20 protein-coding genes are annotated in these 20,199 nt (G+C 73.5%); 8 read left to right on the forward strand and 12 right to left on the reverse strand.

The features are described 5' to 3' along the window. The first annotated feature begins 2 nt into the window (after positions 1–2). Complete coding sequence (locus tag AB0J06_RS15825) at positions 3–818, forward strand: alpha/beta fold hydrolase (RefSeq protein WP_357429080.1); 816 nt, start codon at positions 3–5, stop codon at positions 816–818. Positions 819–947: 129 nt separating this feature from the next. Here AB0J06_RS15825 and AB0J06_RS15830 read toward each other — a convergent pair whose 3' ends face one another. Continuing rightward, a complete protein-coding gene (locus tag AB0J06_RS15830) occupies positions 948–1,388 on the reverse strand; it encodes an NUDIX hydrolase (RefSeq protein WP_357428956.1) in 441 nt (146 codons plus the stop codon). A gap of 144 nt (positions 1,389–1,532) precedes the next feature. Between AB0J06_RS15830 and AB0J06_RS15835 the strand changes: the two genes are divergently transcribed. Further along, positions 1,533–1,958, forward strand: a complete 426-nt coding sequence (locus AB0J06_RS15835) for an OsmC family protein (RefSeq protein WP_357428958.1) — start codon at positions 1,533–1,535, stop codon at positions 1,956–1,958. A 57-nt stretch (positions 1,959–2,015) separates the two neighbouring features. On the opposite strand, the gene AB0J06_RS15840 is transcribed toward AB0J06_RS15835, so the two are convergent. Together AB0J06_RS15840 and AB0J06_RS15845 are read right to left on the reverse strand one after the other, a co-directional pair. Continuing rightward, positions 2,016–2,972, reverse strand: coding sequence for an endonuclease/exonuclease/phosphatase family protein (locus tag AB0J06_RS15840; protein ID WP_357428960.1), 957 nt, complete (start codon positions 2,970–2,972; stop codon positions 2,016–2,018). Positions 2,973–3,020: 48 nt separating this feature from the next. Next, positions 3,021–4,187 (reverse strand): CapA family protein, encoded by a 1,167-nt coding sequence (locus AB0J06_RS15845; protein WP_357428962.1) that lies wholly within the window; start codon positions 4,185–4,187, stop codon positions 3,021–3,023. A 335-nt stretch (positions 4,188–4,522) separates the two neighbouring features. Here AB0J06_RS15845 and AB0J06_RS15850 point away from each other — a divergent pair, with 335 nt between their 5' ends. After that, positions 4,523–5,356, forward strand: a complete 834-nt coding sequence (locus AB0J06_RS15850; RefSeq protein WP_357428964.1) for a hypothetical protein — start codon at positions 4,523–4,525, stop codon at positions 5,354–5,356. A 12-nt stretch (positions 5,357–5,368) separates the two neighbouring features. On the opposite strand, the gene AB0J06_RS15855 is transcribed toward AB0J06_RS15850, so the two are convergent. The 4 genes from AB0J06_RS15855 to AB0J06_RS15870 form a co-directional block, all read right to left on the reverse strand. Continuing rightward, positions 5,369–6,016: an ATPase gene (locus tag AB0J06_RS15855; protein WP_357428966.1), complete on the reverse strand. Its 648-nt coding sequence runs from the start codon at positions 6,014–6,016 to the stop codon at positions 5,369–5,371. Positions 6,017–6,135: 119 nt separating this feature from the next. Continuing rightward, on the reverse strand, positions 6,136–6,693 hold the full coding sequence (locus AB0J06_RS15860; RefSeq protein ID WP_357428968.1) for a DUF308 domain-containing protein: 558 nt from the start codon (positions 6,691–6,693) through the stop codon (positions 6,136–6,138). Between the two features lie 5 nt (positions 6,694–6,698). Then, positions 6,699–7,832, reverse strand: coding sequence for a glycosyltransferase family 4 protein (locus AB0J06_RS15865; RefSeq protein ID WP_357428970.1), 1,134 nt, complete (start codon positions 7,830–7,832; stop codon positions 6,699–6,701). 137 nt (positions 7,833–7,969) lie between these two features. Continuing rightward, the gene (locus AB0J06_RS15870) at positions 7,970–8,470 is read right to left on the reverse strand and encodes a redoxin domain-containing protein (protein WP_357428972.1); all 501 of its coding nucleotides are present in this window, start codon (positions 8,468–8,470) and stop codon (positions 7,970–7,972) included. Positions 8,471–8,770: 300 nt separating this feature from the next. Here AB0J06_RS15870 and AB0J06_RS15875 point away from each other — a divergent pair, with 300 nt between their 5' ends. The 3 genes from AB0J06_RS15875 (at position 8,771) to AB0J06_RS15885 (ending at position 13,493) form a co-directional block, all read left to right on the forward strand. Beyond that, positions 8,771–11,521, forward strand: a complete 2,751-nt coding sequence (locus AB0J06_RS15875) for a LuxR C-terminal-related transcriptional regulator (protein WP_357428974.1) — start codon at positions 8,771–8,773, stop codon at positions 11,519–11,521. A gap of 105 nt (positions 11,522–11,626) precedes the next feature. Further along, a complete protein-coding gene (locus tag AB0J06_RS15880) occupies positions 11,627–12,310 on the forward strand; it encodes a BON domain-containing protein (RefSeq protein ID WP_357428976.1) in 684 nt (227 codons plus the stop codon). A gap of 94 nt (positions 12,311–12,404) precedes the next feature. Further along, on the forward strand, positions 12,405–13,493 hold the full coding sequence (locus AB0J06_RS15885) for a mechanosensitive ion channel family protein (RefSeq protein WP_357428978.1): 1,089 nt from the start codon (positions 12,405–12,407) through the stop codon (positions 13,491–13,493). A 6-nt stretch (positions 13,494–13,499) separates the two neighbouring features. Here the strand turns inward: AB0J06_RS15885 and AB0J06_RS15890 are convergent, their stop codons facing one another. The 3 genes from AB0J06_RS15890 to AB0J06_RS15900 are packed head-to-tail and all read right to left on the reverse strand — an operon-like array spanning position 13,500 to position 14,918. Beyond that, entirely contained in the window at positions 13,500–13,991 is a 492-nt protein-coding gene (locus AB0J06_RS15890; RefSeq protein ID WP_357428980.1) for a Clp protease N-terminal domain-containing protein, read from the reverse strand. A 60-nt stretch (positions 13,992–14,051) separates the two neighbouring features. Further along, positions 14,052–14,585: a nucleotide exchange factor GrpE gene (gene grpE / locus AB0J06_RS15895; RefSeq protein ID WP_357428982.1), complete on the reverse strand. Its 534-nt coding sequence runs from the start codon at positions 14,583–14,585 to the stop codon at positions 14,052–14,054. 9 nt (positions 14,586–14,594) lie between these two features. Further along, positions 14,595–14,918, reverse strand: a complete 324-nt coding sequence (locus AB0J06_RS15900) for a hypothetical protein (RefSeq protein ID WP_357428984.1) — start codon at positions 14,916–14,918, stop codon at positions 14,595–14,597. A gap of 368 nt (positions 14,919–15,286) precedes the next feature. Here AB0J06_RS15900 and AB0J06_RS15905 point away from each other — a divergent pair, with 368 nt between their 5' ends. Beyond that, positions 15,287–17,992 (forward strand): LuxR C-terminal-related transcriptional regulator, encoded by a 2,706-nt coding sequence (locus tag AB0J06_RS15905; protein WP_357428986.1) that lies wholly within the window; start codon positions 15,287–15,289, stop codon positions 17,990–17,992. Between the two features lie 22 nt (positions 17,993–18,014). Here AB0J06_RS15905 and AB0J06_RS15910 read toward each other — a convergent pair whose 3' ends face one another. Beyond that, positions 18,015–18,848 carry an aldo/keto reductase gene (locus tag AB0J06_RS15910; RefSeq protein WP_357428988.1) on the reverse strand — a complete coding sequence of 278 codons (834 nt, stop codon included), beginning with the start codon at positions 18,846–18,848 and terminating at the stop codon, positions 18,015–18,017. Between the two features lie 110 nt (positions 18,849–18,958). On the opposite strand from AB0J06_RS15910, the gene AB0J06_RS15915 reads away from it, so the two are divergent. After that, positions 18,959–19,150 (forward strand): DUF2795 domain-containing protein, encoded by a 192-nt coding sequence (locus AB0J06_RS15915; RefSeq protein WP_357428990.1) that lies wholly within the window; start codon positions 18,959–18,961, stop codon positions 19,148–19,150. A 32-nt stretch (positions 19,151–19,182) separates the two neighbouring features. Here the strand turns inward: AB0J06_RS15915 and AB0J06_RS15920 are convergent, their stop codons facing one another. Beyond that, complete coding sequence (locus AB0J06_RS15920; RefSeq protein ID WP_357428992.1) at positions 19,183–20,166, reverse strand: DUF2267 domain-containing protein; 984 nt, start codon at positions 20,164–20,166, stop codon at positions 19,183–19,185. Positions 20,167–20,199: the final 33 nt, after the last annotated feature.

Below are 20,199 nucleotides of genomic sequence, written 5' to 3' on the forward strand. Positions count from 1 at the left end.
CCATGGAGCGGGAGCTCTCGTACGACCGGCGGGGCGCGGGCGAGCCGCTCGTGTTGCTGCACGGCATCGGCCACCACTGGCCGGCGTGGGAGCCGGTGCTGGACCGGCTCGCCGAGGTGCACGACGTGATCGCGATCGACCTGCCCGGCTTCGGAAAGTCCCCGGTGCCGTCGGCCGGTCTCCCCGGCAGCATGCCGCAACTGGTCGACGCGGTGGCCGAGATCTTCACCGCGCTGGGGCTGGAACGCCCGCACGTCGCCGGCAACAGCCTGGGCGGGGCGATCGCGCTCGAACTCGCCGCCTCCGGGCGGGCCTCCTCGGCCACCGCCCTGTCGCCGGCCGGGTTCTGCACCCCGCGGCAGCTACGCGGGGCGCTCCGCAAGCTCGGCCTGCTCCGGCTCGCCGCCCATCTGCCCCAGCCGATGCTGCGGGCGACCTACCGGTCACCGTTGCTGCGGGCGATGTCGTTCGGCCTGCTGCTGGCCCGGCCACGCCGGATCACCGCGGAGGCGGCGCTCGCCGACACGCTGGCGCTGCGCAACGCTCGGGCCTACCGCGCCGTGGCCCGCAACGGCCTCAGGTACGCCTTCCAGGGCGCCCCGACGGTGCCGGTCACGGTCGCGTGGGGCACCCGGGACCGGATCCTGCCGTACACCGGCGCGGCGCTGGCCCGCGAGCTGCTGCCCCTGGCGAGCCACGTCGACCTGGCCGGCTGCGGCCATGTGCCGATGCTCGACGACCCGGAGCTGGTCGCCTCGGTCATCCTGGCCACCACGTCGGCGGCGGCGCCGAGCCAGACGCCGGAGGTCACCGCCTGACGGGCGGGATGCGCCGGCGCATCCGGCCCCGACCCTCCGTGGCGGGTCCGGCTGTTCCGGCGACGTCACCCGGCCAGCGCGTCACCCGGCCAGCGCGTCACCCGGCCAGCGCTTCACCCGGCCAGCGCGTCACCGGGCCAGCGCGGCGAACTGCGCGGAGGCGAGGACGGCGGGAATGATCTCGCGGTAGGCGCGCCCCATCGGGAGCCCGGGGATCCGGTCGAGCGGCATGAAGACCATGTCGGCGCCCTCGTTGCACTCCACCTCGTCCTGGCTCGCGGTGGTCCGGGCGACGAACACGTGATAGTCGGCCTCGCCGTTCGGCGTGTGGGCCGACGGTCCGCGCCCCCGCCAGGCCAGCAGCAGACCGGTGTCGGGTCGCAGGCCGGTCTCCTCCCGCAGCTCGCGCAGCGCGGCCGTGGCCGGATCCTCGCCCGCTTCCGCCGCGCCGCCCGGCAGGCACCAGCGGTGCGGGTCGGTGCGGGTGTTCCCGTCGCGAAGCTGTAGCAGGATCCGTCGCTGTGGGTCGACGAGCATCACGCCCACGACGGTGCGGCAACTGTCGCTCACAGCGTCGCAGCGTAGATGGTCCGTCCGGACGCGCGAGCCCGAATCCGGACCCGATCACGGCCGGGGACCCCCTGTTCACGCCGCGTTTCGCGGGGTTGGGGCCGGGTACGGCGTCGGGGGGCGGGACAACGCGGAGGTTCGACGATGCCGAGAACAACTACATGGGTACACCAGGCCACGGCGACCGCGGAAGGAGGACGCGTGCGAACCGACGACGGGGAACTGTCGACGAGATTGTCCTCGCCGCTGGCGCCCGAAGGCACCGGACTGACCCCCGAACAGCTGCTGGCAGCGGCCTTCGCCTCCTGTCTGCACCACGCCGCCGTCGAGGCCTCCACGCAGATCACCGACGAGTCGCACACCGTGCAGGTACGGGCGGAGGCCCGTCTGGAGCGCGACGAGGACGGCTGCTACCACGCGGACGTACGGGCCAGCATCGGCTCCTGCGGGCTCTCCCCGGGGCAGCTGTCGTCGCTGGTGGAGTACGCGGACCGGCTCTGGCCGTTCTGCCGGAACGGCGAACCCCGGCACACGTTGACGGTGGTGCCGGCGGGTCACCAGGCGCGGTGACGATCCGGGCCGGGCGCACCCGGGCGGGCGCCGCCAGGGGCGAGGACCCGCGCCGCGCTATCGACGGAATCCGGCGACGACCGCCCGGTGGTCGCTGGCCGGGGTGCGCACGACCCCGGCCGAGACGGCGGTCAGGCCCCGGTACAGGACGTGGTCGGGGCGGGTGACCGGCAACGCCGACGGCCAGGTGAAACCGAATCCCCGGCCGGCGTCGGCCTGCGCGTCGCGCAGCTGATCGGTCAGGGTCGACATGACCCGGTCTGTCGTGGCCGTGTTCAGGTCGCCCAGGACGATGATCCGCTTCGCGCCGTCTCTGCGCAGCGCGGTGGCGAGACGCTCGACGGTGTGGTCCCGGGTCGCGGTCCGCCCCGCACGCGCCGAACCGAGGTGCACGACGTAGACCACGACGTCGCCCTGGGGGACGGCGACGATGGCGCGCAGCGCCCGCGTCCACTCCAGGCCGGTGTCCACACCGACGTACTCCCGGATCGGCCAGCGGCTCGACAACGCCACGGTGGACTCCACCGCCCGGTGCGGGTAGCGCCCGCGCAGCGTCTCCCCCACCGCGTCCCCCCGGCCACCGGCGATCTCCTGCAGCGCGATCAGATCGGGGTCGGTCGCGACGAGCGTCCGCAGCGTGGCGGCCTGATCGGGATTACCGGCCTTGAGGTTCTGACTGGCGACGCGGAGCTCGACCGGTCCGTCGGCGCGCGCCGGCAGCCAGGCCCGACCGAAGAGCGCGCCCCAGGTCAACGCCGGCAGCAGAACCGCGACCAGGGCCCGCCGCGATCGACGCAGCAGTGCGGCGAGCGCCAGCAGCGGCACGCCGAGTCCGAGGAACGGCGCTCCGCTGTCGATCAGGCTGCCGAGGCCCCGCACGTTGGGAACGAACCGGTGCCCGGCGAGCGCCGCCGCGAGCAGAATGGCGGCGAGCATGATCAACAGTCCGCGGCGGCGGGGTCGCGCCGGGGACGGCGGTTCGCCACCGCCATTGTTGATCTTGTCCGCGCTCACCGGAGGAATGGTAGCGGAGAGCAGCACTCCATACGCTGCGAGTCACGCTCACTGCGCCATCCGTAGCCCCGCCTCGGCCGCACCGCGCATGTTCACGTACCCGGCGATCCGCTGCTGAATGCGCGCGTAGGCCGCACGCCGCTCGACCGGCACCGCCGGGTCCGCCGTCGCCCCCGGCAGGTTCACCACCCGCGCCTCCGGTCGGTACTCCATGAAGGCGGCGAACACCCGCACCCGCGACACCGCCCACCGGTCTCCCGTCTTCGTGAAGGTGAACTCAGGGAGCACCGAATCCTGCGTCTTCTCCGGCGAATCGTCGGGGAACCGCGCGGTGAGATTGCCCATGCCGTACGCGACCCACTTGTTGCCGATCTTCTCGATGGGCTGCACGACGTGCACATGATGCCCGACGATGAGATCCACGTCGGGCGAGGCGAGCAGCTCGGAAGCCAGGTCCAACTGGTCGGCGTTGGGTTCGTTCCGATACTCGTCGCCCCACTGCACCGAGAGGATGACGATCTCCGCACCCGCCTCCCGGGCCCGACGCGCCTCCGCGAGGATCGCGCCGGCGTCGATGAGGTTCGCGCTGTCGTCGATGAGGTTCGCCGTCCAGGGAGCGCTCCGTTGGATGCCGTTGAGGCTCAGCGTGTACGACAACTGGGCCACCTTCACCCCGCCGACGTCCAACACGTTCGGTGTCGCCGCCTCCCGCGGGGTCCGCGCCGTGCCCGTGTGCCGCAGCCCGACCCGGTCCAGGTTGTTGAGGGTGCGGCGGATCCCCTCGTCACCGGTGTCGAGCGAGTGGTTGGAGGCCGTGGAGCAGGTGTCGAAGCCGGCCTGGGCGGCGGCGTCGGCGAGTTGCGGCGGAACGCTGAACCTCGGATAGCCGGTGAACGGCCCGCTCGGCTCGGCGAGCGGGGTTTCCATGTGGCAGATCGCGAGATCGGCCCTGCTGATCACCGGCCGGACCGCGGCGAGCACCCGACCGAAGTCGTGTCCGGGCCTGTTCATCGCGTGCGCGTCCGCGGCGGCCTGATCGGTGAGCGGTGGATGGACCAGAAGGTCACCGGCCGCGACCACGGTCAGTGTCGTCCGGGGTGACGCGGGCTGCTGCGCCGGGCGGCGCGACGGAAATCCGGACTCCTGCGCGCCGGCGGTGCACCCGGCGACGAGGAGGAGGGACCACAGAGCGAGGTATACGGATGTTTTCCTCATAACGGATATATCCTGATCCGCTCTCGGTCGAGAGGAACGCCGCTTCCCCGGGTCGGTCCGAGATTGGCCGATCATCGGAAGCCCTCCACGGCTGAACGGCCCCCACCCGAGGTCCGTCCGCACAGGACACCGGAGCACGCGGCCACCGGTCGCGCGCCGGGTGAATTACCCGTCTATATGCCACACGAGGGGGAAAGACTGGAATGCCGGTCTCGGTCGCTACGCACCCGAGGACACCGCTATCAGGCCCGTTGACTGAGTAGTCAGCCAGTATTGTGCGGCATCACACAGAGCGGACCGGTTCGATCCGGGAAAAGCCTGTCTAGCCTCGGCGCGTGCGGCAGAAGAAGAAACCCCAGCATGCGGCGACGACCCCCGGTCGGATTGTCCGTTCGGTCGATCCCGGGTCGGGTGAGCAGCCCCCCGGCCGACACCGGGCCACCCGCCCCGCCGATCCCCTCGGGATCCGGCGTCGTCCGCTGCTGACCTCCGCGCCCGTGCGGGTCGGGCTCGCCGCCGCCGTCGTCGGAGGCCTCGGGTTCGCCGCATTCACCCAGTCCCAGCCGCCCCGCGCCAGCGGGTCACCCGCTACGGCGGCCATGGCCGAGCGGGACGCCGCGGCCGCCGAGCAGGCGGCCTCGCGCTCCCTCGACCGCTCGACGAGCGCTCCCCCGGCCGCGGCCACACCGTCGCCGACGGCCAAAGCGCCCGGACCGACCGTCGCGGCACAGGTCCAGCCGGTCGCCGGTCTGACCCAGGCGCAGATGGAGAACGCGCGGGCGATCGTGGCGTCCGGCGTCAAGCAGAAGATCCCGCGCTTCGGACTCATCGTCGCGATCGCCACCGCGATGCAGGAGAGCAACCTCTACAACGTCGCGAGCGAGGTGCTGCCGGAGTCCAAGAACTACCCCCATCAGGGCACCGGCTGGGATCACGACTCGGTCGGGCTCTTCCAGCAGCGGACGAGCACCGGGTGGGGAGCGGTCCGGGACCTGATGCAGCCCACGTACGCGGCCGACCAGTTCTTCCGGGCGCTGCGCAAGGTGCCCGGATGGGAGATGCTCAGCGTGACCCGGGCAGCGCAGACCGTACAGGGGTCCGCCTTCCCGGACGCCTACGCCAAACACGAAACGAGGGCGACCACCGTGGTGGACGCCCTCCTCGTCTGACCAACCCGCCGGCTACCGCCCCGCAGAGATCATCCGGCTCCGGATCCGCGGCCACCGCCCGACCGTGCGACGAGTGCCCTCGGAATCGGCCGGAATCGTCTCGTCACGCGACGGCGGTGCCGACTCTGGCGTCGTGATGACCGTCGATCCGCAGGTCGACACCCGACCCCCGGTCGGCGCCGCGTGCGGATCATCGAGCGGGACGTCGGCGACATCCCCCGCGGCGCCGACCCCGTCGCTGATCACGACGCGACGCAGGATCACGTCCACCTCCTGCTCACGACGGCGACGTGCCTGCAGGGCCGCCTCGAAGTCGCGCCGCGCCTGCACCGCCTCGTTGTACGCCCGGTCACGCAACTCCGCGGCCTCGCGCCGCGCGGCGGCCAACTCTTCGTGCGCCTGCGCCACGATCTCGGCCGCCTCCTCCTGCGCCAACTCGAGCATGTGATGCAGCCGCACAGAGGTGCGGTAGACGGCCGGACGACCGCGCAGCATCCGGCGCAGGCGGGTCACCTCCTCCCGCACCAGAGCCAGTTCCGCGTCCGCCGCCGCCGCGGCCCGCGCCTCCGCCGTCATCTTTTCGAGCTGATCGCCGAGATCCTCCAGGCAGTGGTCGACCTGCTCACGGTCGTACCCCAACTCCACCCCCGAGAATTCCATCCGTATCCCCCAAGCCGGTTACTTCCCCTGAGTCATCCTCTCGGCCCGGCAGGGGCGTTCGTGAAGGTATCGCGAAATCCATTCGTACCCATCCGACGGCGAATCGCGCCGGCGCACGGTCAGGGCGCGCCCGCCGGCGCCGCCTCCCCGGACACCGCGCGCCGTCGACGAGCCGCCTCCACGAACATCAGCACGCCGACCACCAGCGCGTAGACACCGAGGACCCGGGCTATCGCGAGCGCACCCAGCGTGGGCAACACGAGGACGAGCACACCCGCCGCGATCGACACCGCACCGGTCAGCGCCGTCAGCCAGTGCCCCCGCTGCTGGGCCGCGGCCCAGACGTCGGCGATGCCGGTGACCACCGCCCAGGCCCCGACCAGCGTCACCAGCACCAGCACGGTGATCTGGGGCCACATCAGGGTCGCCAGGCCGGCGGCGACGCCCAGGACCGCGGCGATCAGCTGCGGCACCCGCCGCCGCACGCGCTCCCGCCGGCTCCCGTCCCCCGCACGCAGGACCTCGATCAGGACGAAGACGCTGTTGACCAACGCGAACGCGCCGAACAGCAACGCCAGGGCGTACACGGTCAGCCGCGGCCAGAGGATGGCCAACAGGCCGAACAGGACCGCTACGGCGCCGCGCAGCGCGAGCGTCCCCGTCGTCGACCTCATCATCGGGATCACCTCGCCCTCTCCACGGCCAGCTCCGCCCGCGCCGGCTGCAATTCCTGATCCGTGCGCATCCGCGGGACCGTGGTGCGCCAGCGGTGGTAGATCCGCTCGTAACGCCGGGCCATGATGTCGGGCGAGAAGTGCGTCCGCACGTGTTCCGCACACGCCCGCGGATCCATCCCCGCGACCCGCTCGATCGCCTCGGGCAGCTCCTCGGGACGCTGGCAGACCAGCCCGGTCTCGCCGTGCCGGACCACCTCGGGCACGGCGCCGTGGGCGAGCGCGACGATCGGGGTCCCGCTCGCCATCGCCTCGAGCAGGACCATGCCGAAGGGTTCCTCCCAGCGGATCGGCATGAGCAGGCAGCGCGCCTGCGCGAGCAACTCCCAGCACCGCTCGCGGCTCGGACTGACCAACAGCTCCACGTCCGGTCCGAGCATCGGGCGGATCACCTCGTCGAGGTAACGCTTCTCGACCGGCTCGCTGGCCTTGCCCGCCAGGACCAGGGGCACACCCGCGGCACGGCAGGCTTTGATCGCCAGGTCCGGACCCTTGTCCGCCGCGAACCGCGCCAACCACAGCGCCGGGCCCTCCGGTGTCGGCCGCGGCTTGGGCTGCACCTCCGCGGCAAGGCCGTTGTAGACGGTCGCCGCCCACGGGAGCCCGGCGCCGACCCGGCGCTGCGAGTACGAGATGGCCACGAGCGCGACCGCACGGTCGATGTGCCGCAGGTATTCGCCGAGCTCGCCGGTGGGTGAATTGTGGATGGTGACCACGGTCGGCACCCGGCGTTGCGCCGCGGCGAGCGGTCCCACCATCGTGTGGTCATGCACGACGTCGAAGCTGTCCTCTTCGATCAGACGGTCGACGCGGGCGAGGTGGACCAGTTCGGGGAGCGACTGTCCGAGACGGTCGGACTGGGTGTCCTTGACCGTGCTGACGAAGGTGGCGGACGTCCCGGTCCTGCTGCCGGCCCCGAAGAGCGTGACGTCGTTGCCGCGCGCGACGAGCGCGTCGACGAGCGCCGCGCAGACCTGCTCGACCCCGCCGTAGCTGGGCGGTGGCAACTCGTAGTAGGGCGGGACGATCATGGCGATGCGCAGCGGCCGCTGCCCGGTCGGCGTCGACGGGATGTCCTGCATGGCGAACCCCCTGGGCGTCCTCCCGACGCGACGGTCGGATACATGAGCGTTACCCAGGGTTGTACGGGTAATGCGCCGCGCCCGACCTCCCGCGGGCCGTCGGAGCGGCCGGGCTACGGGAGGCGACCACACCGCCCTCACCACCGGGCCGAGCGGGCCCCGCCGGTCGCCAGCGACTCGACGGCGGCGAGGATCCCGTCGGCTCCCGGGTTGACCTCCACCGGGGACACGTGGCTGTAGACGACCGTGCCGTCACCGTCGACGAGGAACAGTGCGCGCTCGGAGAACCCGTCATCCGGGCGGTAGACGCCGTACCGCTGCGCGACAGCGCCCTTGGGCTGGAAGTCGGAGAGCAGGTCGAAACGGATCGCCCGATCCCGCGCGAACGCCCGGTGGGACCAGACGCTGTCCACCGACACCCCCACCACGGCGGCCCCGAACTGGTGAAACTCCGGCATCACCGTCTGGTAGAGCGCCAGCTGTTCGCCGCAGACGCGGCTCCAGTCGCCGGGGTAGAACGCCAACACGACCGGGCGGCCCCGCAACGACGAGAGGGTCAGCTGGCGATCCGGACCGGCCGGCAGCGTGAAGTCGGGCGCCGGTGTACGGGGCAGCAGAACATCGGAGCCATGCATCATGCGTCGATGGTCGAGGCGTCGGGGATGAGGCCGGCTCACCCCGCCCGGATGGTTGCCGCGCCGGGCCGATCCGACCGGGCAGCCAGGAGCATCGCCGGACGCGGGTGAGCGGAGCCCAGCCAGGGACGGTGGTCGGGGCGACCCGACCCGGCCCGTGACGTTAGTTCACGGACGATCCGGGAACGCGACGGCCGACGCGCCGGGCGGGACCACCACGACACCCCGACAGGTCCCGGACAGCAACCGCGCGCCACCTCCACGACGCCTCGACGACAGCGCACGGAAAGGGAACGGTGCCCGATGCCCACAGCCGGCCAGGAAACCGCAACGACGTGGCAGCGGTCGTCGCGACCGACCCAGACGGTGCAGCCCCCCGCGATCGATCCGCCGCGGACGCTGCCCCGCACCGTCGAGCCCGACGAGTTTCTGCTGCTGGCATCCAAGCTCACCGTCCCCGACCCGCCCGCCGCGGTGGTGGACCGACCGCGGCTCACCAAACTGCTGGACACCGCCACCCGCGGCCCGGTGACGATGGTCGCCGCGCCGGCCGGCTGGGGCAAGACAGTGCTGCTGAGCTCGTGGCTGTCCGCCGGCGGCTCCGCGCACCCCGCCGTCTGGCTGACGCTCGAAGAAGGCGACGAGGGGCGACGGTTCTGGTCGTACCTGCAGGCCGGGCTCACCACCGCCGAGCTGCCGCACCACCCGCCCGGCCCGCCAACCGGCCCCTCCGACGAGGCGTTCCTTCCCCGGCTCGCCGCGGCCGTCGCCGCGCGGCACGAGCCCGTGCTGGTGATCCTCGACGACTTCCATCTGGTCCACGACCCGACGGTGCTGCGCGGGCTGGAGTTTCTCCTGCGTCACAGCAACGGACGCTTCCGGCTGGTCATCGCGGCGCGGACCGAACCGGTGCTGCCGCTGCACCGCTGGCGGCTCACCGGCGAGCTGACCGAGTTGCGCGCCGGTGACCTGGCGTTCACGGAGGCCGAGACCGCCGAGCTGATCGCCCGGCACGGGCTGACCGTGCCCCGCCGGCTGGCCCAGACCGTGCACGCGCGGACGGAGGGCTGGGCCGCCGGGGTGCGGCTGGCCGCGCTCGCCCTGCGCGGCGACCCCGATCCGGCCCGCTTCGTCGCCGATTTCGCCGGCGACCACCAGGGCGTCGCCGACTATCTCACGGCCGAACTGCTCACCCCGCTCACCGGGGAGGTGCGCGACCTTCTGCTGCGCACCGCGGTGCTGGACCGGGTGTCCGGGGAATCGGCGGACGCGGTGACCGGCGGCGGCGACGGGGAACGCCTGCTCACCACCGCGGTCGGCGAGGCGAACGGGTTCGTCGTGCCGCTGCCCGGCGAGCCCGGCTGGTACCGCTACCACCGGCTCGTCGGCGACCTGCTGCACGCCGAACTGAGCCGACAGCGCCCCGGCGACCTCGCCGAGCTGCACCGCCGCGCGGCGCGCTGGCACGCCGCACACGGCTTTCCCGCCGCGGCCCTGCGGCACGCGCTCGCCGGCCACGACTGGCCCACCGCGGAGGGGCTGCTCGCCGCGCACTGGCCACAGCTGACCCTCTGCGGGCACGACGAGACACTGCGGGCCGCGCTCCCGTCGGCGCCGCCCGAGACGCTGCGCACCGCGCCGCTGCTCGCGCTGGCGTACGCCACCGACCGGCTGGACGTCGCGGACCCCGACGGCGCCGACGACCAGCTACGGCTCGCGGCGCGGCACACGGACGCCGACCCGCGCGGGCACGCCCGACCGGAATCCGCAGCCGCGGCGCTCGCGGCCGGTCGGCTCGTCCGGGCGCAGGCGACCGGCGATCTCGGCGAGGTCATCCGCGCCGCACACGACCTCGTCGCCGGCACCGCGTCCGAGCGTGACCGCCCGGCAGAGCAGGGCCACGTCATCGCGCTCACCGCGCTGGGCGGCGCCCACCTCAGCCTCGGCGAGTTCGCCCCCGCGGAGACCGTGTTGACCGAAGCGCTGCAGCGCGCGACCGCGATCGGGTTCGGGTGCGCCGAACGGCGCGGCGGCGCGCTTCTCGGCCTGCTGCACGCCATCCGCGGCCAGCTCCGGGCCGCCGAGACGACAGCGCGCACCGCGCTGGCCGTGCCCGCCTGCCGCGGTCGGCGTTGCGCCGGCCATGTCGCCGCCGCCCACCTCGCGCTGGCCGTGGTTCACCACCAGCGGGACGAGCGGGCCGAGGCCGACCGGCAGCTGGAACGGGTCGTCGAACCGGCCGCCGAGCCGGCCCTGATCGCGCCGCTCGCGATCGTCCGCGCCTGGGTGCGGGAGGCGAGCGGGGACCGCGTCGGGGCCCTGGAGGTGCTCCTCGCCGGCCGCCGGGAACTGCACGACGGACACCGCACCCGGCACCTCGATCACTGGTTGTGCGCGACGGAGGCGGAGCTGCGGGGCGCACACGGCGACGGCGGGGGCGCCCGCGATCTGCTCGCCGCCGCCCTCGCACGGTCCACCGAGCCCGCAGACGAGCTGACCGTCGCGCTCGCCCGGACCCACCTGCGCGCCGGCGACCCCGCCACCGCCGTCGCGACCCTGCCCGACTGGCCGGCCGATCGGGAACCGCAAGTCCCGCTCGCCTCGCGGCTCGACGCCGCCGTCGTCCGGGCGCTGGCCGTGCGCGCCCTCGGCGACGGGCGCCGCGCGCACGACATCCTGGAACGCGTGCTGGAACTGGCCGTCCCGGACGGGCACCGCCGGATCTTCACCCGCGGTGGCGGGGCGCTGCGGAGCCTGCTCGCCGAGCATCTCGACTGCGGCACCGCGCACCGGTCGACCGTCAACGACCTCGTCGAGGCGACCAGCCCACCACCGGACGACGGCCGACGCGCCGCCCCCGCCGAGCCCCTCACCGACCGGGAGCTGACCATCCTGCGCTACCTGCAGAGCACGCTCTCCAACGGCGAGATCGCCGCCGAACTGTTCCTCTCGGTCAACACCGTGAAGACACACGTGCGCAACATCTACCAGAAGCTCGGCGCGCCCCGTCGCCGCGAGGCGGTGCGGCGGGCGCGTGAGCTGCGGCTGCTGTAGAAGGCGAAATCACCTCAACCAGGTGATGAGCCCTCACCCCGACCCGGCCGACGCTCGGAACAGCCGGGAAAACCGGCCCGATCGGCACCCAGGAGGCAATCACCGATGACCACGGCAACGATGACGCGCACCGACGAGGAGATCCAGCGCGACGTCCTCGAAGAACTCAAGTGGGATGCCCGCGTGCAGCCCAACGAGATCGGCGTCGCCGTCCGGGATGGCGTCGTGGCGCTGATGGGGTGGGTGGACAACTACGGCAAGAAGTGGGCGGCGGAGCGCACCGCGCACCGCGTACGGGGCGTCACCGCGGTCGCGAACGACGTCGACGTACGGCTGCCGAGCGCCGCCGAACGCACCGACACCGACATCGCCGGCGCCGCCACGCGGGCTCTGGAATGGGACGCGTTCGTCCCGATCGAGCGCCTCGACGTGACCGTGGCCCGCGGGTGGCTCACCCTCAAGGGCGAGGTCGAGTGGGAGTTTCAACGCCGCGCCGCCGAGCGGTCCGTACGCCGGCTCTCGGGCGTACGCGGCGTGACGAACCTGATCGCGGTGAAGCCGCGGATCAACCCGTCGCCGGAGGAGTTGCGGGGGCGCCTGGAGAACGCGCTGATCCGCAGCGCCGAGACCGACTCGCGACGGATCACCATCGACACCGACGGCGGCACGGTGATCCTCAAGGGAACCGTACGGTCCTGGGTCGAACGGGAAGAGGCGGAGCGGATCTCGTGGTCCGCGCCGGGAGTCACCGCGGTGAAGAACCAGATCACGGTGAATCCCGGCGCCTGAACCGGCACACCCGGCCGGCACCCGCTCCCCACCGCGGCGCGCTCCCCGGTGACGAGCGACAGCTGACGGACGCCGCCTGTGGAGGTGACCCGGCATGTGGGCTGCCCAGTTCCCGCGGCTCGTGTTCATCGTGTTGGCCGCGGTCGGGACGGCCCTGCTCGTCACCCGGCTCACCGGAATGGTCGTGCGGCGGGCGGCGCGGGGGCGGTACGCGCCGTTCCTGAACACGCTGCACAAGGAGTGTCACCGGCCGTTCCGGGCGGTGCTGCTGGTCACGGCCCTCATCGTCGGCCTACCCTTCACCGGGCTGTCCGGCCCCACCCGGCGCCCGGTAGCGCACGTTCTGCTGCTCATGTTGATCTACGCGTCGGCGTGGTTGGCGGTGCGGGTGCTCTTCGTCTTCGAGGAGACCGCCTTCCGCCGGCTGCCGGTCGACATGGTCGACAACCGGCGGCGCCGGCGTGCCCGTACCCAGATCGGTCTGCTGCGGCGGCTCACCGCGGTGATCATCACGATCGTCGCGCTGGCCGCCACCATGATGACCTTCTCCCAGCTGCGTGCGCTGGGCGCGTCGCTGCTCGCCTCCGCCGGGGTCGCCGGCCTCGTCGCCGGACTGGCCGCGCAGTCCCTGCTCGCACACGTTTTCGCCGGCCTGCAGCTGGCGTTCAGCGAGCAGCTGCGACTCGACGACGTCGTCGTGGTCGAGCAGGAGTGGGGCCGCATCGAGGAGATGCGCCTGACGTACGTCGTGGTGCGCGTCTGGGACGAGCGGCGTCTGGTTCTCCCGACCACCTACTTCACCACCACCCCGTTCCAGAACTGGACCCGCAACGAGGCCCAGGTGCTCGGCGCGGTCACCCTGCACGTCGACTTCAGCGCGGACATGGCGATCCTGCGCGCCGAGGCCAAGCGTGCGGTCGAGGAGTCCGCGCTGTGGGACCGCCGGGAATGGGTGATGCAGGTGGTGGACATGACCTCGTGCACGATGTGCGTGCGGGTACTGGCCTCCGCCCCCGACGGCCCCAGCTCCTGGGACCTGCGCTGCGAGATCCGGGAGCGCCTGATCCATTTTCTGCACACCCAGCACCCGCAGTGGCTTCCCCACGCCCGCGGCGAACTCACCGCGATGACGATGATGGGTGGCGCGCTCGCGGACGCCGACGGCGACGAGAGCCCCAACTGACGACGGTCACCAACCGTCCGTGGTCGCCGACCGCTCCACCGCCGAGGGGGCGGGGCGGCGTTCCCGTGCCAGCGTCGCCCGGCACACGTCGCGGGTGATGCCATGCTCCCGCAGGCGCAGCCCGCCCGGCGTCGCCGGCCCCTCCTGGGCCAGCGCGGCGAGCAGGTGATCCTCGCCGACGCACTCGTCACCGAGCTCGTCGGCTTCCCGCGTCGCCGCCTCCAGCAGCCGGCGCAACCGCCGCGTGAGGAGCAGAGCATCCGGGTCGAAATCCGCCGCGGAGACGCGCGGCCGCAGCGAGAGTTCCTCCTCGATCTGCACCCGCAGCGGGGCCGGGTCGACGCCGAGCTCGGCGACGAGCCGGGAGACGCGACTGTCCACCGGTTCGAGCAGGGCCAGCAGCAGATGTTCGCCGTCGACCTCGGTGTTGCCGATCCGCGCCGCGCCGTGGCGGGCCGCCTGCAGCGCGTCCCGCGCCTGTCGCGTCATCCGGTCCATCGCGCTCCCACCCTTCCGCCCACCACACTCCCGTCTACCACAGTGGACATTTCTGCCGGCTCATCCCGGATCACCCGCCACCACCACCGCCGCGGGGCGGAGCTGCCATTCGCCGTCGCCGTAACCCGGACGCACGACCTGCAGCACGGTCCCCGGCGGGGCGTCGGTGTCCGTTCCGGGCAGGACCACCACGGCCTCGTGCACGGCGGGCTGGAACGGCACGCCGGTCTCGTCATGACGCGGGTAGCCCAGCTCCGCCAGCAGGACGACGGCCCGGTCGCGCACCGCCCGTACCTCATCGGCCAGCGCGTCCGCGTCGCCGCGGGGGCGCTCCAGGGCGTGCTCGACGCCGTCGAGCACCGGCAGCAACGCCGCCGCCACCCGGGCCCGCTCGGCGATCCGCTCCCTGACGAGCTGCCGGTCGTACCGCTCACGCATCGACTCCAGGTCGGCCACCGCGCGCAGCAGGCGCTGCTCCACCTCCGCGACGCCACCGTCGGGCGCCATCGCACCCGTCGTCGTCGGCGCTCCGGCGTCCGCCTGCACCGGGTCCACGCGCGGCCCGGTTCCCGCCTCCGGTTGCCGTTCCGTCATGGCGCAACCTCAGCTCGGTCGGAAGTCCGCGTCGACGACGTCGTCCGCCGGTTCGTCGACCGGTTGCGGGCGCCCGGACCCGGCCGACACCCCGCCGCCGGGTTCCCCGGCCGGCGTCTCCCGGGCGAGCAGCGTGCGTCCGAGTTGCTGCAGCTCCGCGGTGAGGGTGCCGATCCGATCCTGCGGCGCTTCCTCTTTCGCGGCCTGCCGGGCGTCCTCCACGAGCATCTCGGCCCGGGCGCGCTCATGCGCCGGCGCCGCCTCGCCGAGCTCGCCCAGACGGCGCTCGACCTGCGAGGCCAACGACTCCAGTTCGGTGCGGCCGTCATCCATGTCGCCCATCCTTCGGTCCTCGGCACGGCGCCGTCCGGCGTCGGCGCCACACCGCTTCGGCACGGCTGCGCCGGGCCGCCGCACCGCCACCGCGAGCGCCATCGCCAGGAGGTGTTGGCCCCATCCTCGGCCGGCGTGGGGTGAGGCGGGCTCACCCGGAACGGGTGACCCGCGACGACCAGCAGCAAGTCGTACGAGCCGCCGGCGGTCGCAGGTGCTGGGTGATAACTTCAGTCGCGTTGCCAGCCGCACCGCTCGACAGGGCACTCGGTGACTGGGATGCCCGCAGCACCGTTCTCCGCGGTGCGCACGGCGTCACACGAATGCCACGGTCGTCGGAATTGTTCGTCTCCGCGGGGGTGGGACGAATGCGCGAGGACGTGACAGGGGTCGGACCGGATCCACGCGAACGGCCCCGGGATGACCGGGTCGGCGTGGGCGTCGCGGGCCCGGCGAACTCGGCCCAACTGGTTGTCCCGCGCCTCCCCGATCGTCTCGTCGAGCGGCCGCGGCTGGGCAGGCTCGTCGACGTCCGGACCGGCCCCCCGGTGACGCTGCTCGCCGCGCCCGCGGGCTGGGGCAAGACCACGCTGCTCGCCGTCGCGGCGCGGCAGGCCGCCGAGAACGCTCCCGTCGGCTGGGTCTCCCTTCGACCCGGCGACGACGACCGCTTCTGGAGCCACCTGCACACCGTCCTGCCGACCTCGGGCGGCCACCGCGCGCCGCCCCCCGGACGGGCGCCGCAGCGCGACCATCTCGCGCGCCTGGCCGCCGCGCTGGCCGGGCGGCCCGCACCGACCGTGCTGGTCCTCGACGACCTTCACCACATCCGCGACGCCGGCGTCCTGCACGGGCTGGTGTTCCTGCTGCGGCACACCGCCGGCCGCCTGCGGCTCCTGCTCTCGACGCGGAGCACGCCCGAGCTTCCCCTGCACCGGTGGCGGGTCACCGGCGAGCTGACCGAGCTGGGACCGGCGGAGCTCGCCTTCACCCCGGCGGAGACGGCGCAGCTGGTCGCCGCGCACGGTCTGGCGGCGCCCCGCGACGACCTCGACCGTCTCCAGCACCGCAGCGAGGGTTGGCCGGCGGCCGTGCGGCTGGCGGTGCTGGCGCTGCGCGACGGCACGGGCCCCAGCGTCACCACCGGCATCGACCAGCGCCTCGCCGACTACCTCCTCGACGAGTTCCGCGCGCAGACCCCGGCCGGGCTCCGTGACGTGCTGCTGCGCGCCTCGCTCCTGGACCGGATCAGTGCCGGCCCGCTGCAGGCACTGACCGGCCGGACCGACGGCGACCGCCTGCTTCGGAAACTGGCGCGCGCCGGCGGATGCCTCAGCCCCGCCACCGGCCGCCCCGCCACGTACCGCTTCCACCCCCTGTTGCCCGAGGTGCTCCGGGCCGAGCTGGGCCGGCGCGCGCCGGAGGAGATCCCGCGGCTGCACCGCCGGGTCGCGCACTGGTACGCCGCGCAGGGCCAGCCCGTCCCGGCCCTGCGCCATGCGCTGGCCGCCGGCGATCGGGACCACGCGACCGCACTGCTCCTGCGACACTGGCCGGCGTTCGCGCTCGGGGGTGGACTGGCGCGACCGACGCCCGCGCCGCCACCGGCTCCGCCGCCCGGGACACTGCCCGACGACCCGGAGCTGGCCCTCGCGTACGCGGCCGACCGGCACGCCCGGCTCGACCCGGATTCCGCCGAGGGCTACCTGCGGATCGCCGAACGGCACGCGCGGCTGCTTACCGGCGCGCACCGGACCCGTCTGACCGTCATGGCCACCGCGTTCCGCCTCGCCGGTGCACACCGCCGCGGCGACACCGCCCGGATACGCGCACTCGCCACCCGGCTGATCGCGCTGACCGGGCGGGAGGATCTCGGAGCCGACGAGCTACCGTCGGCCGACACCGCCCGGGCGATCGCGCTCACCGCGTCGGGCGACGTGCGGCTCGCCGGCGGGGAGTTCCCGGCCGCGGAGATCGGTCTGCTGGCCGGGTTCGCGGCGGCCGAGCGGGGTGGACTGCCGTTGTGGCGACGGGCGTGCCTGGGCCGTCTCGCCTTCCTCCGGGCGGTCCGGGGCGAGTTGAGCGGCGCGGAGCGCGCGGCGCGGGGGGCCATCGGGGGCGGCCCGGATGGCGACCGGCCCCTGCCGTGCGCCGCCTACGCCCACCTCGCGCTCTGCCTCGTAGCCCTGGAACGCGACCGCCTCGACGACGCCGAGGCGCAGCTGAGCCTCGCGGCCGGCGGCCCCGACGCCGGAGCCGGCCCGACGCTGCCCGCGTGGGCCGCCGCGGTCCGGGCGCTGCTACTGCAGGCACGGGGGGATCAGGTCGGCGCCCTCGAGGCGATCCGCGCGGGACGTCGGGAGCGCGGGGACTGGCGTCCGCCACGCTATCTGGCGCAATGGTGCGCGGCGGTGGAGGCGGAGCTGCTCATCGCCTGCGGCGAGACCGGGGAAGCGCAGCGGATCCTCGCGCCACTGGTCGCCGGCGACGCCACCCCACCCGCCCTGCTGGCGGTGCCGCTCGCCCGGAGTTACCTGCACGACGGTGATCCCCATGCCGCCATCCGCCTCCTGCCGGCGTGGGCGGAGGACGCGCGCCTGCCGCTGCCGCTCCGGTTGGCGGCCGGGCTGCTGGAGTCAGTGGCCGCGCATCACATGGACGACCAGCGGCGGGTCCACGCGGCGCTGGGCCGGCTGCGCGACCTGGCCGAGCCGGAGGGTTTCCGGAGTGTCTTCACCCGCGCCGCCCCGCAGGCGCGGGAGCCGCTGGCCGCCCGGCTCGATGCCCTGGGCGGGTACGCACGCGTGGACGCCGCCGCCAGTGGCGGCACGACAGGCCCGGTCGCCTCTCCGGGCGCCGACGGCCCCGGTGCGGTGCCCGGCGAGCCGCTGACCGACCGTGAGCTGACCGTACTGCGCTACCTGCAGAGCATCCTGTCCAATGTGGAGATCGCGGCCGAGCTGCGGCTCTCGGTCAACACCATCAAGACGCACGTGCGCAGCATCTACCGCAAGCTCGACACCAGCCGGCGACGGGAGGCGGTGCGGCGGGCCCGGGAGCTGCGGCTGATCTGAACGCGGGCGCCACCGCGCCGGGTCACAGCATCTCCAGCGGTTGCGGTCCGCGCGGCGGCGGGAAGTTCGCGTCGAGTTCGGCGAGATCCTCCTCGGTCAGCCGTACGTCGAGCGCCGCGACGTTCTGCCGGACGTGCTCGGGCCGTCCCGCCCGGGGGATCGCACAGACTCCGTCCGACCGCAGCACCCAGGCGAGCGCGATCTGGGCCGGTGTGGCGTCGTGCCGGTTCGCCACCTCGGTCACGCCCTCATGGCCGAGGAGCCGCCCCTGCTCGATCGGCGAGTACGCCATCACCAGCACGTTGTGCTCGCGGCACCAGGGCAGCAGATCGTACTCGGGCCCCCGACGGGTGAGGTTGTAGAGCACCTGGTCCGTGGCGACCTCACTGCCGCCCGGCGCGGCCACCAGTTCCGCCATGTCCGAGCGGTCGAAATTGCTGACGCCCCAGTACCGGATCTCCCCCGCCTCGACGAGTTGCTCGAACGCCTCCACCGTCTCGGCGACTGGCGTCCGGCTGCGCCAGTGCAGCAGATAGAGGTCGATCCGATCGGTGTTGAGCCGGCGCAGGCTCCGCCGGCATGCGTCGACCGTCCCCGCGCGGCTCGCGTTGGACGGCAGCACCTTGTCGACGATGAAGAGCCCGTCGCGTCGCCCCGCGACCGCCTCGCCGATGAGTTCCTCGGCGCCGCCGTCCGCGTACATCTCGGCGGTGTCGATCAGGGTCATCCCCAGGTCGATGCCGCAGCGCAGCGCAGCTATCTCCTCGGAACGGCGGGCCGGGTCCTGCGCCCAGCCCCACGTTCCCTGCCCGAGCGCGGGGACGGCTTCACCGCCGGGCAATGTGAGCGTCCGCACTGGCGACCTCCCGACAACCTCAGTTGATCCGGGGCGTGGCTACCCGCCGCCGCGGCGGTCAAACGGGTCGCCGACGTGTGCGCGGCACGGGAACGGGTATCCGCGGCCGCATGACGGTGAACCCGGTTCAGCTGCAGAAGTTCCTGGGCGGTCTGGACTATCCGGTGGGCAAGGAGGACCTGCTCCGGCGGGCGCAGGAACGGGGTGCCGACACGGCGGTGCTGGAGACGCTCAGGTCGCTCCCCGCCGACCGGTTCAATTCCCCGAACGATGTCAGCGAGGCGGTCGGAAAGTTGCGGTGACGCGCGCCGCCGGCCGGCGCGCGGGCACGGCGTTACGACGCCATCCCCGCGCCGGCCTCGTCGATCGCCGCGTCGACGCGGCGCGCCAGATCGACATCGAGGGCCGTGACAGCCCCCGCCGCCCCGCCGGTCCGCACGACCAGGCGTGCGGTGTCCGGGCTCAGTCGGCCGATGTGCGGCGCGCGCCCCACCTCGCCGCGGAGCGCCGTCAGCCGGCGCAGCACCCGCTCGAGGTTCGCGCTGGGCAGCGTGATCTCCCGGGCCAACCCGTGCTCGGTCAGTGTCCAGTACGGCAACCGGGCGAGCGCGTCACCGAGCTCCCCGCGAGTGAGCGGCGCGGTGTGCCCGTCCGTCCCGACGAGCCCGCCGCCGGCGTCCGGCGGCGCGGTCAGTTCGTCGACGCCGTCCGGCAGGTGCAGTCCCTCGATCACCGTCGGGTCCTGCTCCATCAGGACGCTGAGCACCGCCTGGGAGTTGTACCGCGCCTGCTCCGGCGGGCGGTGCGCGATGCGCCCGACCTCGCCGAGGAACGCGGCCAGGTCCCGGGGACGATCGGTGGCGGCGATGCCGTGGTCGTTCTGCAACTCCCGTGGCACCCCGTCGAGAAACCGTTCGCGTTCCATCTCGTCCAGCGCGCGCGCGAGCGCCATCACGGTGGCCTCCGCGGCCCGCCGCGCCTGGTTGAAGTCCAGCCCGGTACGCCGTCCGACCTCCGTCACCAGGTCGCGGTAGCGCACTACCGGCCAGGCCGTCGGCTGCGCGCCGGGGCTGTCGGGCTCCGGCAGCGGCCACGGACGTTCGGGTTCCTGGCGGACCGGGGGCCGGGCGGTGCCGGGAACGGGTTTCCGTGCACCCGCCGCCGGTGGCCCATCGCGACGCGACCGCGTCAGGTATTCGTGCTGCTTCGACGCGCCCAACGTCACGCCGGCCTCGCTCGGGCTCAGCCCCGCCTCGCGGGAGTCGCGGGCCAGCGCCCGGCGACCTTGGTTCGTGCCTTCCTTATGCTTTCCGCTCATACTCAGGGCTTTCCCGCCGTCGCCCCGGCTAAC

Source organism: Micromonospora sp. NPDC049679 (assembly GCF_040659735.1).
GTDB lineage: Bacteria > Actinomycetota > Actinomycetes > Mycobacteriales > Micromonosporaceae > Micromonospora_I.

What these genes read in the sequence shown, in the direction of transcription:
- AB0J06_RS15860 (WP_357428968.1), bottom strand. Translation starts at nt 6,693, where the DNA reads ATGATGAGGTCGACGACGGGGACGCTCGCGCTGCGCGGCGCCGTAGCG.
- AB0J06_RS15875 (WP_357428974.1), top strand. Translation starts at nt 8,771, where the DNA reads ATGCCCACAGCCGGCCAGGAAACCGCAACGACGTGGCAGCGGTCGTCG.
- AB0J06_RS15890 (WP_357428980.1), bottom strand. Translation starts at nt 13,991, where the DNA reads ATGGACCGGATGACGCGACAGGCGCGGGACGCGCTGCAGGCGGCCCGC.
- AB0J06_RS15865 (WP_357428970.1), bottom strand. Translation starts at nt 7,832, where the DNA reads ATGCAGGACATCCCGTCGACGCCGACCGGGCAGCGGCCGCTGCGCATC.
- AB0J06_RS15885 (WP_357428978.1), top strand. Translation starts at nt 12,405, where the DNA reads ATGTGGGCTGCCCAGTTCCCGCGGCTCGTGTTCATCGTGTTGGCCGCG.
- AB0J06_RS15835 (WP_357428958.1), top strand. Translation starts at nt 1,533, where the DNA reads ATGCCGAGAACAACTACATGGGTACACCAGGCCACGGCGACCGCGGAA.
- grpE (WP_357428982.1), bottom strand. Translation starts at nt 14,585, where the DNA reads ATGACGGAACGGCAACCGGAGGCGGGAACCGGGCCGCGCGTGGACCCG.
- AB0J06_RS15825 (WP_357429080.1), top strand. Translation starts at nt 3, where the DNA reads ATGGAGCGGGAGCTCTCGTACGACCGGCGGGGCGCGGGCGAGCCGCTC.
- AB0J06_RS15855 (WP_357428966.1), bottom strand. Translation starts at nt 6,016, where the DNA reads ATGGAATTCTCGGGGGTGGAGTTGGGGTACGACCGTGAGCAGGTCGAC.
- AB0J06_RS15880 (WP_357428976.1), top strand. Translation starts at nt 11,627, where the DNA reads ATGACCACGGCAACGATGACGCGCACCGACGAGGAGATCCAGCGCGAC.
- AB0J06_RS15915 (WP_357428990.1), top strand. Translation starts at nt 18,959, where the DNA reads ATGACGGTGAACCCGGTTCAGCTGCAGAAGTTCCTGGGCGGTCTGGAC.
- AB0J06_RS15900 (WP_357428984.1), bottom strand. Translation starts at nt 14,918, where the DNA reads ATGGATGACGGCCGCACCGAACTGGAGTCGTTGGCCTCGCAGGTCGAG.
- AB0J06_RS15870 (WP_357428972.1), bottom strand. Translation starts at nt 8,470, where the DNA reads ATGATGCATGGCTCCGATGTTCTGCTGCCCCGTACACCGGCGCCCGAC.
- AB0J06_RS15845 (WP_357428962.1), bottom strand. Translation starts at nt 4,187, where the DNA reads ATGAGGAAAACATCCGTATACCTCGCTCTGTGGTCCCTCCTCCTCGTC.
- AB0J06_RS15905 (WP_357428986.1), top strand. Translation starts at nt 15,287, where the DNA reads ATGCGCGAGGACGTGACAGGGGTCGGACCGGATCCACGCGAACGGCCC.
- AB0J06_RS15920 (WP_357428992.1), bottom strand. Translation starts at nt 20,166, where the DNA reads ATGAGCGGAAAGCATAAGGAAGGCACGAACCAAGGTCGCCGGGCGCTG.